The organism is Coprococcus sp. AF16-22 (assembly GCF_003461545.1).
GTDB classification, from domain to species: Bacteria; Bacillota; Clostridia; order Lachnospirales; family Lachnospiraceae; genus Coprococcus; species Coprococcus aceti.
In genome coordinates, this window is the sequence record NZ_QTXH01000003.1 from 313,545 (window position 1) to 326,764 (window position 13,220).

Here is a 13,220-nt window from a genome sequence, read left to right on the forward strand (position 1 = left end):
TAATGTTATTTTCATAAAAGCATGGCAATATATATCTGTTCAGCGATCGTGCAGCGATATACTGTAGTGGCCAACAGATGAAAATGACAGGGAGGATGGATGTATGCGTGTACTTGTAGTTGAAGATGAGAAGGATCTGAACAGCATAATATGCAGTAAGCTGGTCAAAGAGGGCTATAATGTGGATGCCTGTTATGACGGACAGGCGGCACTTGATTATATGGAAGCGGAGAATTACGACGGGGCGATCATGGATATAATGATCCCGAACAAGGACGGAATAACAGTCCTGCGTGAGATGAGAAATGCGGGGATACAGGTTCCTGTGCTTTTCCTCACGGCCAAGACGGAGACACAGGATATAGTCAGGGGACTGGATGCCGGAGCCAGCGATTATATGACAAAGCCATTTGAGTTCTCGGAGCTTATGGCAAGACTCAGGGTCATGCTGAGAACCCAGAATCCGGTAAATGAGAATGTGATAACCTGTGGTTCACTGGTGGTCGACATGAACAACAGACAGGCGATCAGGGATGGAAAGGTAATTGATCTCACGGTCAGGGAGTATGCTATCCTTGAGTACCTAGCCAGAAACAGAAATGTGGTAGTAACTAGGGAACAGATACGGGTGAACATCTGGAACATAGATGACGATGTCAATTCAAATGTGATAGATGTGTATATCCGTTATCTGAGAAGGAAGATAGACGATAATTATGAGGAGAAGCTGATCCATACTATAAGAGGTGTCGGCTATAAACTGGAATGTTAAAGAGAAAAATATCATTTGTAACATACACTATTATAATTACAGCGCTTATTCTGGTGGTGGGTATATCTTGTCTGCTGGTCATCCAGAACAATCTTATGAAGGATGATATGAACCTGATGGCTTATAAGAAGCTGACACAGGAGGTAGCCCAGATCAGACGATACATAGTGTATGATTCACAGAAGAAGCCACATATAGATGATGGATTTTACGACCGTGAGGACGATCCGGACAGTAATGAGCAGATATATGTGTTCCTTCAGGGAAATGACGGCGAGATCCTTGACGGCGAGGTGCCTGAGGAATATGCGGATAATCCGGATATAAGCATAAGAGATCTTATGCATATAGATGCAGGGAAGGTCAAGTATTTTGCGGTCGTCAGGCAGGGAAGAACAGACAAAGAGCCGCTGAAGAAGACTTCTAAATACAAGATCTGTGTCATGGTATCCGTCAGGGATATAGAGAGCAATTACAGTGAACTGTTATATAAATCATACTGTGTTATTGGAATCGTGCTGATAGCATTTGTGATATATGCATTTGCTTTGAGGAAACTGATAGCAGTTCCAATGGGAAGCCTGAACCGTTCGATAGATAAGAGCGTGGACAATCTTGATTTTACAGAGAATCTGGAGTATGACGGTCCGTTCAAAGAGCTTGATATGCTGACCGATGCGAATAACAACCTGTACAGAAAAGTCCATCAGGAGCTTGAGAGACAGGCTGAGTTCAATGCAAATGTATCCCATGAGCTGAGAACACCTGTAGCAGTCATGCATGCCCAGTGTCAGCTTTCCAGGGAGATCGCGGAGAAGAATGGCGATGAGGAGATGCTAGAGAGCATAGAGGTATTCGAGAGACAGACCTCACGTATGAAGGGGCTCATAGAACAGCTTCTTCAGATGTCGGTCATGGACAATGAAAACGCAGTCATAGCGGTTGAGGATGTAGATCTGCTGGATGTGGTGGAGTCTGTGTGCGATGATGTGGAGTACATCTGTAAGAAGAATCTTAAGTTTACCTACGACCTGAAGCCGACGATGGTCAAAGCGAATATGAACCATATAGTTATCGTCGTGAACAATCTGATGTCAAATGCGGTGAAGTACAGCAATGATGGAGGTAGTATCCATGTGTCCTGCGGTGTGAAAAATGACAGCTATTTTATCTCGGTCAGGGATGAGGGCCGGGGAATGGATAAGAGCACAAAGGAAAAGATATTTGAGAGTTTTTACAGAGGTGAGCCAGACAGAAGTGCGGAGGGTTTTGGCCTGGGTCTGTCACAGGTAATGCAGATCGCCAGATATTACGGCGGAATCGTGGATGTTGACAGTGAGCCCGGAAAAGGAAGCCTGTTTACATTTAAAATCCCGGTAAATGCAGAATAATGTCTGTGGATTTTAATATATATTAATTTTTTTAATGAAAGATTAATCTTAAATGTGTATAATTTAAAATCAGTGTTTTATTGAAAATAGGAGCTATATTTATGAAAGAACGAAAGAGAATAGTACATTTACTGATCGGCCCATTGTTATTCGGGCTGTTTACGGCACTTTTGCCACACGGAGTATTCACGACATTTGAGTCAAGAGCAGCGATAGGAACCATCATGTGGATGGCGTACTGGTGGGTAACAGGCCCTGTGGACTATGCGGTAACTGCATTCCTCCCGATAGCCTTAAATGCGATATTTCAGATGACTGACATGTCGGCGGTCATTTCCAACTACGCAGACGAGACGATACTGCTTCTTCTGGGAGCTTCCATCATAAGCGTGATGTGGGAGAATACCGGGCTTGACAAGAGGATAGCCATTACATTCCTGAGACTTATCGGCAGCAGTCTGAGGATACAGCTTGTGTTCTGGTTTGTGTTGTCAGCAGTTTTGTCAGCGGTGCTTCCAAATGCAGTGGTATGTGCGACGATCACACCTATAGCAATCGCCATGCTCAAGTACATAGGAATGGACGACATCAAGACAAACAAGACTGCATCAAAGATACTTCTCACGATAGCATATGCAACCGGACTCGGTGGTCTGGCATCGCCGCTCGGAGGTGCGATGAATCTTGTGACGGTCGAATATATACAGCAGATAACAGGCGAGGAGTACATGTATTCTTCATGGGTCGTAAGATTCCTGCCTATCATGCTCATACTTGTGCTTGTAAATATCCTGTTCATGATCCGTGATGTGAAGAAGACAGAGATGCTTGGCGGTTCAAGGGAATACTTTGTAGCAAAATACAAGGAGCTTCCTCCTATGAGTTACGAGGAGAAGATAGCACTTGTGTTATTTGTTCTTGCCACGGTGCTTGCATTTACCAGACAGCTCTACCAGAGCATACTTCCGGGACTCAAGCCGGCGTATGTATTTATCATATGCGCCATAGTATCATTCCTTCTCACCAACAAGAACGGAGAGCGTATTATGGTGTGGAAGAATGTTCAGGGTAAGATCATCTGGGGACTTATGTATATATTTGCCGGTGGACTTGCCGCCGGAACACTCATCAACAAATCCGGTGCTGCAGAGGCACTTGGTGAGTGTATATCAAAGCTTGATATGAAGGGCGGATTTATCACAGTGTTCGTGATACTTGCCGTTACACTTCTCATGTCGGATGTGACATCTAACACAGCCACGGCTGCGGTAGCCATGCCGCTGGTAATATCCATCACACAGGGCTGCGGACTCAATCCGATACCGTACATATATGTGGCATCTGTGGGAGTCAACCTGTCATACATGCTTCCGACATCCATCAGGGCGATACCGGTTGGATACGGCCTGTCGCCAAAGTATATGTTCAAAGAGGGCTGGAAGATAACTCTGCTGGTTCTGGCGGTCATGTCAGTAGTATGTGCGCTGCTGTTAAAATACTGGCCGGCGTTTAGCAGTGTATAAATAATTTTTACTTGTAGAAGAGGGAGAGGACATGTCAGTAGTAACTTATACATTTATAGTTTTTTTATTGTGTACAATAGTGCTATACTACATAGTTCCAAAGAAGATACAGTGGGTGATACTGCTCCTTGCGAGTCTTGTGTTCTACGGATATGCCGGGATAGAGTACTTGTTTCTGGTCATTGTCACGGCTGTTGTCGTTTATCTGTTCTCACTGAGGCTGCAGAAGAGTCTGGACGAGCAGGAGGAGCTGGCAAAGGATGCGGACAGAAGAACCGCACGAAAGATCAAGGCTGCTGAGAAGGCGAAGAGAAAGAAGTTCCTTGTGTGGGCACTTGTCATAGTTATCGGTGTTCTGGCGGTGTTCAAGGCATTTGGCTTTGTGCTCGACAATATAAAGAGATTCATACCATACGACGGATTGCAGAGCATTCCTGACTGGAATCTCATAGCACCTTTGGGAATATCATTTTACTCATTCATGATGATCTCATATCTCGTGGATCTGTATAACGGACGAATATCAGCGCAGAAGAATTTCTTCAGATACCTGTCATATGTGCTTTATTTCCCACATGTTACCCAGGGACCTATAGCCAGATATGAGGAAGTAGGACATCAGCTCTGGGAGGAGCACAGCTTCAATATGGACACTATCATGAGAGGTGTCTGGCTCATGCTTTGGGGATTTGTGAAGAAGATCGTTATAGCTGACAGGATAGGAGCTTTTACAACAGAGATATTTGGGCATACATTTGATTATCATGGCGGAATATTCCTGGCAGTGGGAATCGCATATTCCATCCAGATATACTGCGATTTCTCAGGATGTATGGACATAGTAAGGGGCACTTCAGAGTGCTTCGGCATCGTTCTGGGAGAGAACTTCAGAAGACCATACTTTTCACAGACACTTCCTGAGTTCTGGAGAAGATGGCATTTGTCACTGGGTGCATTCTTCAGAGAATATGTATTCTACCCGGTGTCAACATCAAAGCTGTTCCTCAAGCTCAATGTCAAGATAAGAGATCACCTAGGAAATGTGATAGGAAAGGTATTTGCAGCGAGCATACCTATCCTGTGTGTGTGGGTGCTGACCGGTCTCTGGCACGGCGCAAAGTGGAATTATATAGCATGGGGCTTGTATCACGGAGTGCTGATATGCATGTCGACACTTTTTGAGGAACCGCTGGCAAAGCTTACAAAGGCGCTCAGGATAAAGACTGACTGCATAAGCTGGGAGATATTCAGAATGCTCAGGACATTCATCCTCTGTGTCATCGGACGTCTTATATTTATGGGACAGGGAATCCGAAGCTCGATCTGGATGATCCGTTCCATGGTTTTTGATCACTCAAGGGTGTATAATATTGTGGATGAATTTTCACTTTCAGGAAGAGAGTGGAGAGTTTTGATATTTGGATGCCTTCTCCTTCTTGCTGTGTCCATCGCGCAGGAGATCATGGAGAGAAGAGGCAACACAGGCGATGTCAGAGAATGGCTTGCAAAGCAGAACATAGTATTCAAATGGCTGGTCATGGCAGCAGGTCTGGCATTCATTGCCATTTGCGGAGTATACGGCTCCGGTGCGGGCGCGTCATTTATATATGAACAGTTCTGATGAGAAGGGAGAAAGATATGCCAGCGTGGATAAAATATACAATATCAGTATTTTCGATATGTACAGTGCTTTTCCTTGGCTTGAACAAGGCGGGAGAACTGGCGAGACCACAGGATTTTGACTCTGATGTGTGGACAAACTACTATGCGGAGGAGGATAACACCATCAATACGGTGCTCATCGGCTCCAGCTCGATGTACAGATACTGGATACCGACCCAGGCGTATGAGGAGCAGGGGTACACATCAATGCTCATAGGTACTGCGGCTCAGGATATAAGACTTGCGCCGTATCTCATGGAGGAGGCTGCCAAGACCCAGGATCTGGATCTGTTTGTGGTTGAGGTCAGAAGTATTATCATACGAGGCGATGTCACAAAGATAAAGGATGAGCATTACAATTATCGTATGGAAGTCATGACATCGGGCATGAGACCATCATCGACGAAGTTTGAGATGATACAGAAGTATTACAGAGCGGACGAGAAGTCCAAGTTCGAGCTCATGTTCCCTATTCTGAAGTATCACGATAATCTGCTGACATTTGACAGACAGGTGCTTATAGACAGACTCAATCAGGGAACGGACGAGTTCAAGACGGGCAGGCAGAGGGCGAAGATCACGAAGATCAAGGAGCCTGTGTTTGAGTCTGACGGACAGCTTCATCTGTCGGATGAGACACTCGGATATATAGATGACATAGAGGCAAAGGCAGAGGAGCTCGGAGTTAAGGTTCTGCTGGTTGCGACACCTTACTACCCATCAAGGGGTCAGGCATCCAAGCAGCTTCAGCTTGACGAGTACATAGCCTCAAAGGGATATGATTATCTGAACATGAACAATGTTCTTGATGAACTGAATCTGGATTATTCAACAGATTTCTACAACAGCAAGCATGTAAATATTGCGGGTGCCAAGAAGGTTACCACATATCTTGCACAATATATAGAGGACAATTACGGCCTGCAGAGTAAGCTTACAGATGAGCAGAAGCAGAGCTGGACTGATGCCTGTGATGCCTGGGCAGATGAGGAATGCAGTCTCATGGCAGAATGGGAGAAGTACAAGAAGGAGAACGAATAATGTATAAGCAGACGGTATTACATTATATTCAGGAGTATGCCCAGACGCAGCCGGACACTCTGGCGGTGTGTGAGCTAAGAAAGACAGTCACATACGCAGAGTATTGGAGCAATATAAGAAAGACTGCACACGCTTTGCGGGATATGGGCATATGCAGGGGCGATCATGTAATGATCAGATGCACACAGAACATAGATTATCTGACAGTGTTCACTGCACTGCAGTACATGCAGGTGCTTGTCGTGCCGATAGAGAAATCCACATCCGCAGAGAGGGCAGTTGAGATAGGCCAGAGAGTTGACGCGGCATGTCTCATATCAGACAAGCCTGTGGATGGAATAAAGTGTATAAGCCAGAAGGAAATAATAACCAGGATGAAGGATGAGAGCGAGGCAGAGCTTGAGCTTCCGGGTGAGGAGGACAGATCGATGCTGCTCTTCACAACGGGAACTACTGGATCTTCAAAGGGCGTTGTCATGCACCACAGAGGTGATGTGGGAATAGCCGGCAATGTCATCGAGGGAACAGCCATGAAGAAGGGCAATGTGGAGATAATACCAATGCCTCTCAACCATTCATTTGGAATAAGAAGATACCAGTCAGACATGGTAAATGGCGGCACAGTATGTCTGATGGACGGAATGGTATTTATCGGAACGCTGTGGAAGCTCATAGAGAAATACGGAGTGACATCCATGGCGATATCACCGGCATCACTCGGAATGATATTCCATTTGTCGGATGACAGGATCGCGGATTATGCAGATCAGCTTGATTATATACAGATAGGCTCAGCACCTCTTGCCGAGTCAGACAAGGAGAAGCTGCTCAGATTGCTTCCACATACAAGACTGTATAATTTTTATGGTTCATCTGAAGCCGGATGCGCATGCATACTGGAGTTCAGTGGCAATGGCAACAAGACAGGATGTATAGGAAGACCTACCGTGAACTCGGTCGTAAGATTCTCTGACGACGAGGGTAACGTTGTTACAAATGGCAGCCCGGAGTCACCGGCACTTCTGTCCTGGGGCGGTTCTATAGTCATGGAAGGCTATTACAATGACCCTGAACTCACTGCTGAGACCATTGTGGATGGATATGTTAGGACAAAGGATCTGGCATATCTGGATGAGGATGGCGACTGCATACTTGTAGGCAGGGCCGATGATGTGATAAACTATGGTGGAAGCAAGATATCTCCTGCAGAGATAGAAGACCTTGCACTTGGATATGAGCATATAGATGATGTGGCTTACACTTCAATCAAAGACCCGATCACCGGAGAGCTTCCGGTCATACTGGTCGTGCAGAAGGATGGCTATGAGGAAGCTGATTTTGAAGGCTTTCTTGCTGACAGACTTGAGAGCTATAAGCTTCCAAGAAAGTATATCTATGTTGAAAGTATACCAAAGACGTTCAAGGGTTCAGTTCTGCGAAAGGAAGTAAGAAAGCTTGCAGAGCAGAACGTATAGATGGTTTGCAGAGAAGATCATACAAAGGAGAATTGAACAATGAAAGAATTTATTGAGATGCTCAAGAAGATCAAGCCAAATGTTGATTTTGAAAATGAAGAGGCACTCGTTGACGATGGAATCCTGGAGTCACTCGATATCATCTCTATCATTTCAGAGATAGCAGATAAGTACGGAGTTGTCATCCCAAGTGATGAGATCATACCTGATAACTTCAACTCAGCAATCGCTCTCTATGAGCTTGTGGAGGATCTGAAGTAGGATCTGAAACATGATCTGAAAGTGGAATCAGATATATCTGGAACAAAAACCTGTGTATATGTTATATACACAGGTTTTTTTAAATGCACAGATGTTCATATAAATAAATTTTAAAAAGAATAGCATTTTACTGTTGACATATAATTAAATACATGTTTAAATGTTCATAGATTCAATGAGAACAATGAAAAGGAGATAACTATTATGAAGAAGTATAAGATTGAAGTTGATTGTGCAAACTGTGCAGCAAAGATGGAGGAGGCTACAAAGAAGGTAGCAGGTGTTAAGGATGCAACTGTAGCATTCATGGCACAGAAGATGAGCGTTGAGTTCGACGACGGAGCTGACGAGGCTGAGGTTATGAAGAACGTACTTAAGGCTTGTAAGAAGGTTGAGCCTGACTGCGAGATCTTTATGTAACCAAAGGCGGTTATGCATGTGCATGCTGACTGCCGGATTATGGTATAGCAGGTTGTTTAGTCACGGCTAACTGTGAAAGATCTGTGCTCTATCAGATAGGAGGATGTTATGACAAAGAAACAGAAAAAAGTGCTCAAAAGAATTATAATATCGGCGGTTCTTCTGGTTGCCATGGCTGTCACATTCACAGTTCTTGAAAAGACCGGAACTGTAGATCTTGAAAATCCGTCGATCATGTGGAGATGTATAGAGATCGTGGCGTACCTGATTCCATATCTCATCATCGGTTACGATATACTTAAGAAGGCGTTTCTCGGAATCATACACGGAGAAGTATTTGACGAGAATTTCCTCATGGCTATAGCCACTGTAGGTGCCATGGTGCTCGGTGAGTACAAGGAGGCATCAGCGGTTATGCTGTTCTACCAGATAGGCGAGCTGTTCCAGAGCTACGCCGTAGGCAAGAGCAGGAAGAATATCACAGCACTCATGGATATCCGTCCGGATTATGCCAACATAGAGAAGGATGGCAAGCTGGAACAGGTTGATCCGGATGACGTTCAGATCGGAACAGTCATAGTTGTACAGCCGGGCGAGAAGGTGCCTATCGATGGTAAGGTTGTGGAGGGCTCATCCTCACTCAACACAAGTGCCCTCACAGGTGAGAGCGTACCTAGAGAGGTTCATGTCGGCGATGAGATCATCAGTGGATGTGTCAACCTCACAGGACTTATAAAGATCGAGACATCCAAGGAATTTGGAGAGTCAACTGTATCAAAGATCCTTGATCTCGTTGAGAACTCAAGTATGAAGAAGTCCAGATCAGAGAACTTCATCACAAGATTTGCAAAGTATTATACACCGGCTGTATGTATAGCGGCACTTGCGCTTGCAGTGCTTCCGCCATTGGTAAACATTATCATGGGTAATCCTGCAGCATGGTCCAAGTGGATCATCAGAGCACTGACAACACTTGTTATAAGCTGTCCATGTGCACTGGTAATATCCATTCCACTGAGCTTCTTTGGAGGAATCGGCGGAGCTTCGGCAAAGGGTATTCTGGTCAAGGGTTCCAACTATCTTGAGGCTCTCTCATACACAAAGTATGTCGTGTGCGATAAGACAGGAACACTCACAAAGGGTGTGTTCCAGGTTACAGAGATACATCCTGAGGGAGGAATGAGCGAAGCTGATCTTCTTGAAAAGGCAGCGCTGGTCGAGAGCTATTCCAACCATCCTATCAGCAAGAGCCTGAAGGAGGCATATGGCAAGGAAATCGACAACAACAGGGTCACAGACGCAAAGGAGATCAGCGGACACGGTGTGTCAGCGGTTGTTGATGGTCATGAGGTTGCCGCAGGAAATGTCAAACTCATGAAGCAGATGAACATACAGGCAGCGGTTCCTACATCGGTTGGAACAGAGATACATGTTGTCGTGGATGGAAAGTATGCAGGATATATTCTCATATCAGATGTTGTCAAGCCAAATGCAAAGGAGGCTATAAGTGGTCTCAAGGCAGCAGGCGTGGAGAAGGTAGTCATGCTCACAGGTGATGCGAAGAAGGTTGCAGATGCAGTCGGAAGCGAGCTTGGCGTGGATGAGGTGAGAAGTGAACTTCTCCCTGGAGACAAGGTGGATGAGGTCGAGAAGCTCATCGCAGCCAAGGGAGAGAAGGAGAAGCTTGCATTTGTCGGAGATGGAATCAATGACGCCCCTGTACTTTCGAGAGCAGATATAGGAATCGCCATGGGAGCCCTTGGTTCCGATGCAGCTATCGAAGCTGCGGATATCGTGCTCATGGATGATGATCCTGCAAAGATAGCGACAGCCATGAAGATATCCAAGAAGACACTCAGGATCGTACACCAGAACATAGTATTTGCACTTGTGATCAAGTTTGCATGCCTTGCACTGGGCGCAGTTGGATTTGTCAACATGTGGTGGGCAATATTTGCAGATGTAGGAGTTATGATCCTTGCGGTATTAAATGCGACAAGAGCACTGAGCTTCAAAGAATAGGAGGAGACCGCATGGGAGAGATACATTTGCCGCATTGTCACTGCGACAATGAGAACAAGATCATAAAATGCATGCCGTCTGTGGAAGATTGTAGCAGCATGGCAGATATATTCAAACAGCTCAGCGATGGCACAAGGCTAAGGATACTCTGGATGCTGTGCCACCTCGAGGAATGTGTCAGCAACATAGCGGCGGCCATGGAGATGAGTGATCCGGCCGTATCGCACCACCTGAAGCAGCTCAAGGGCAGCGGCCTGATCGTGAGCCGCAGAGAGGGCAAGGAGGTATATTACAAGCTGGCAGACACGGAGACAGCCAGACTTGTACACAAGGTGTGTGAGGAGATGTTCCAGATAACATGCCCGCTTGAACAATAGAATAATATGACAGATAAATCCCCGCCGGTACCGAACAGATCAGTGCCGGCGGGGATTTTTTGCGTGGACAAGGAGATGAAGATATTATTATTTTAGGGTTTAGAGTAAAAAGTTGTTGACACATATCTGTGCATAGTGTATATATAACATATAAACAGTTGAGAACAGTTTAAGGAGGTGTACATATGAGACTTTCTCAGAACTCAGGAGTGCCTATATATCAGCAGATAGCAGACAGCTTCAAGTCGGACATTCTGGCGGGCAAATATGCCCAGGGCGAATATCTGCCGTCTATCAGGGGGCTGGCACGGGATCTGAAGATAAGTGTTATCACCACCATGAAAGCTTATGAGCTGCTGGAGCAGGAGGGGCTGGTCACCGCTGAACAGGGCAAGGGCTTTTATGTGAATGCACAGGACAGTGAGATGCTGATAGAGCAGCATCTTCGAAAGGTAGAGGCATCTTTGACGGAGGCCATAGCTGCGGCACGTATTGCGGGGTTGTCGGACGATGAGCTCAAGAACATGCTTGATGCTCTGCTGATGGTACAGGACTGACGATTTGACAGGCAGAGGACAAAGTGGACAGAGAATAGGGAAAAAGAAAGACGTGAAGAGAGTTTAAGGTTTAATGGAGGATTGGATGATGAATTATGACTGCGCTGTAAAAGGGGAGAATATTTCCAAAAAGTTTAAGACATTTACACTGGATATACCTGATTTGAGGGTGCCAAAGGGATTTGCGACAGCACTCATCGGAGAAAATGGAGCGGGAAAGACGACACTTCTCAATATGCTTTCAGGAATAAGGCTTGATTACAAAGGTGAGCTGACTTTCTTTGACAAGTATTCATCGGAGGAGAAGGAGAGAAGGGCGGATGTAAAGAACAGGATAGGCTATACGGGAACAGGCAGATATTACCTTCCACAGTGGACTGTATCTGATGTGGAGGAGATAAGCAGTCTGCTCTTTGACAATTTTGACAGGGACGAGTTTGAAAGATATTGCCGTGAACTTGCGATATTTCCTGATTCTCCGAACGGTGTTGCGCTGAAGAAAAAGTGTTCAGCACTCTCTGATGGAACCAGAACTAAGCTGATGCTTGCCGGGGTTATGGCGAGGGATACTGACCTGCTGCTGCTCGATGAGCCGGCATCGCCTCTTGATCCTCTTATGCGAGATAAGCTGTGTCAGATGATCGGCGATTATATAAGCGACGGAGCGGGGGAGAAGAGTGTATTGTTCTCAACACACAATATATCCGATATGGAGAGCATCACTGATTATGCGATCATCATGGAACATGGAAATGTGGTCGAGTGCGGATTTGTGGAGGATCTGAAGGAGAAATACATACTGATAAAGGGAGATGCCCAGGATGCGGAGGTGGCATCAAACATCCTTTATACCATGACTAAGAATCCATATGGTTTTGAGGGAATCTGTCTTGCAGAGAATCTGGACAAGCTTGCCGGAATGAATGTGAGCAAGGAGATACCATCGCTGTTTCAGATAAGTGTTGCGGTCATGAAGAATAATACAAAAATGGTATTAAAGTAAAAACAGCTTAGAGTGTTTCACGTATTTATAGGAGCGTAATTATGATGATGATAAAGGATTACAGAGCCATCACGAATGGAAAATACCGGCTAGTGTGTAATGTGTTGATACCGATCATACTGGGGGTGATACTGGCATTGATCGATATAGGAGTGAGAAAATATTATGTAACAGCGGTCATGCTCGGTGTGGGAGCGGCGCTCATGACTGCGATCGAGGTTATGGCTGATTATTGGGGATTCGGTGCAATATGTGTGAAGGGCTGCCTTGGAATGGATTATCTGAAGACGTCAACAAAGGGGAAAGCCATGTTACGGAATGCGCTTACGGCGGATCTGCTTGCCCGACCGGCGAGGATCGCGATATGCATGGTGATAGTGGCCGTACCATATGAAATTATGGTGGGTAACCCGGTAAGACTGCTTTGCCTGTCGATACTGCTCACAGCAGATATTTCCGTGTGGGCGCTGAACATTACGAGATATGTCCAGAATGTTCAGGTCATGAGTCTGCTGTCCATGCTGTCATCAGGAGCATCGGGAGCTGCGGTTATATATATAACGATATCTTCGGAATTGCAGAAGTTTACATGGCTCATAGTTACAGCACTGGCGGTATTGCTGCCGGTTGGAATATATGTGACGCGCAGACATATGTACTGCAAGGTTGAGGCGTCTTATCTGGATATGGATTAACAGATTGTTGTTCAAGGCCGG

The 13,220-nt window shown here is 45.6% G+C and carries 13 protein-coding genes; all 13 read left to right on the forward strand.

From position 1 onward, the window contains the following. Nucleotides 1-103 precede the first annotated feature (103 nt). The 13 genes from DWW60_RS05765 to DWW60_RS05825 all read left to right on the forward strand — a co-directional run bounded on the left by DWW60_RS05765 (nucleotide 104) and on the right by DWW60_RS05825 (nucleotide 13,199). Nucleotides 104-772, forward strand: a complete 669-nt coding sequence (locus DWW60_RS05765) for a response regulator transcription factor (protein WP_015533818.1) — start codon at nucleotides 104-106, stop codon at nucleotides 770-772. After that, nucleotides 766-2,163: a sensor histidine kinase gene (locus tag DWW60_RS05770; RefSeq protein WP_117874584.1), complete on the forward strand. Its 1,398-nt coding sequence runs from the start codon at nucleotides 766-768 to the stop codon at nucleotides 2,161-2,163. The genes DWW60_RS05765 and DWW60_RS05770 overlap by 7 nt, the downstream gene beginning before the upstream one ends. Nucleotides 2,164-2,264: 101 nt before the next feature. Beyond that, nucleotides 2,265-3,686, forward strand: a complete 1,422-nt coding sequence (locus DWW60_RS05775; protein WP_055273732.1) for an SLC13 family permease — start codon at nucleotides 2,265-2,267, stop codon at nucleotides 3,684-3,686. 31 nt (nucleotides 3,687-3,717) lie between these two features. Continuing rightward, complete coding sequence (locus DWW60_RS05780) at nucleotides 3,718-5,307, forward strand: MBOAT family O-acyltransferase (RefSeq protein ID WP_117874585.1); 1,590 nt, start codon at nucleotides 3,718-3,720, stop codon at nucleotides 5,305-5,307. 17 nt (nucleotides 5,308-5,324) lie between these two features. Continuing rightward, nucleotides 5,325-6,389 carry a hypothetical protein gene (locus tag DWW60_RS05785; protein WP_117874586.1) on the forward strand — a complete coding sequence of 355 codons (1,065 nt, stop codon included), beginning with the start codon at nucleotides 5,325-5,327 and terminating at the stop codon, nucleotides 6,387-6,389. Further along, nucleotides 6,389-7,864 carry a class I adenylate-forming enzyme family protein gene (locus tag DWW60_RS05790; RefSeq protein WP_117874587.1) on the forward strand — a complete coding sequence of 492 codons (1,476 nt, stop codon included), beginning with the start codon at nucleotides 6,389-6,391 and terminating at the stop codon, nucleotides 7,862-7,864. The genes DWW60_RS05785 and DWW60_RS05790 overlap by 1 nt, the downstream gene beginning before the upstream one ends. A gap of 39 nt (nucleotides 7,865-7,903) precedes the next feature. Further along, nucleotides 7,904-8,125: a phosphopantetheine attachment site gene (locus tag DWW60_RS05795; protein WP_015533823.1), complete on the forward strand. Its 222-nt coding sequence runs from the start codon at nucleotides 7,904-7,906 to the stop codon at nucleotides 8,123-8,125. Nucleotides 8,126-8,326: 201 nt separating this feature from the next. Next, nucleotides 8,327-8,545: a cation transporter gene (locus tag DWW60_RS05800; protein WP_055146474.1), complete on the forward strand. Its 219-nt coding sequence runs from the start codon at nucleotides 8,327-8,329 to the stop codon at nucleotides 8,543-8,545. A 108-nt stretch (nucleotides 8,546-8,653) separates the two neighbouring features. Beyond that, complete coding sequence (locus DWW60_RS05805) at nucleotides 8,654-10,567, forward strand: heavy metal translocating P-type ATPase (RefSeq protein WP_117874588.1); 1,914 nt, start codon at nucleotides 8,654-8,656, stop codon at nucleotides 10,565-10,567. Between the two features lie 11 nt (nucleotides 10,568-10,578). Next, the gene (locus DWW60_RS05810; protein WP_022216672.1) at nucleotides 10,579-10,944 is read left to right on the forward strand and encodes an ArsR/SmtB family transcription factor; all 366 of its coding nucleotides are present in this window, start codon (nucleotides 10,579-10,581) and stop codon (nucleotides 10,942-10,944) included. 185 nt (nucleotides 10,945-11,129) lie between these two features. Then, a complete protein-coding gene (locus tag DWW60_RS05815) occupies nucleotides 11,130-11,501 on the forward strand; it encodes a GntR family transcriptional regulator (protein ID WP_022058324.1) in 372 nt (123 codons plus the stop codon). Nucleotides 11,502-11,586: 85 nt separating this feature from the next. After that, nucleotides 11,587-12,504, forward strand: a complete 918-nt coding sequence (locus DWW60_RS05820) for an ATP-binding cassette domain-containing protein (protein WP_242992681.1) — start codon at nucleotides 11,587-11,589, stop codon at nucleotides 12,502-12,504. A gap of 41 nt (nucleotides 12,505-12,545) precedes the next feature. Further along, the gene (locus DWW60_RS05825; RefSeq protein WP_117550653.1) at nucleotides 12,546-13,199 is read left to right on the forward strand and encodes a hypothetical protein; all 654 of its coding nucleotides are present in this window, start codon (nucleotides 12,546-12,548) and stop codon (nucleotides 13,197-13,199) included. The last annotated feature ends 21 nt before the right edge of the window (nucleotides 13,200-13,220 follow it).

Coding starts and splice junctions, on each gene's coding strand:
- DWW60_RS05775 (WP_055273732.1), top strand. CDS start 2,265: ATGAAAGAACGAAAGAGAATAGTACATTTACTGATCGGCCCATTGTTA.
- DWW60_RS05825 (WP_117550653.1), top strand. CDS start 12,546: ATGATGATGATAAAGGATTACAGAGCCATCACGAATGGAAAATACCGG.
- DWW60_RS05785 (WP_117874586.1), top strand. CDS start 5,325: ATGCCAGCGTGGATAAAATATACAATATCAGTATTTTCGATATGTACA.
- DWW60_RS05820 (WP_242992681.1), top strand. CDS start 11,587: ATGATGAATTATGACTGCGCTGTAAAAGGGGAGAATATTTCCAAAAAG.
- DWW60_RS05770 (WP_117874584.1), top strand. CDS start 766: ATGTTAAAGAGAAAAATATCATTTGTAACATACACTATTATAATTACA.
- DWW60_RS05795 (WP_015533823.1), top strand. CDS start 7,904: ATGAAAGAATTTATTGAGATGCTCAAGAAGATCAAGCCAAATGTTGAT.
- DWW60_RS05815 (WP_022058324.1), top strand. CDS start 11,130: ATGAGACTTTCTCAGAACTCAGGAGTGCCTATATATCAGCAGATAGCA.
- DWW60_RS05790 (WP_117874587.1), top strand. CDS start 6,389: ATGTATAAGCAGACGGTATTACATTATATTCAGGAGTATGCCCAGACG.
- DWW60_RS05805 (WP_117874588.1), top strand. CDS start 8,654: ATGACAAAGAAACAGAAAAAAGTGCTCAAAAGAATTATAATATCGGCG.
- DWW60_RS05780 (WP_117874585.1), top strand. CDS start 3,718: ATGTCAGTAGTAACTTATACATTTATAGTTTTTTTATTGTGTACAATA.
- DWW60_RS05765 (WP_015533818.1), top strand. CDS start 104: ATGCGTGTACTTGTAGTTGAAGATGAGAAGGATCTGAACAGCATAATA.
- DWW60_RS05810 (WP_022216672.1), top strand. CDS start 10,579: ATGGGAGAGATACATTTGCCGCATTGTCACTGCGACAATGAGAACAAG.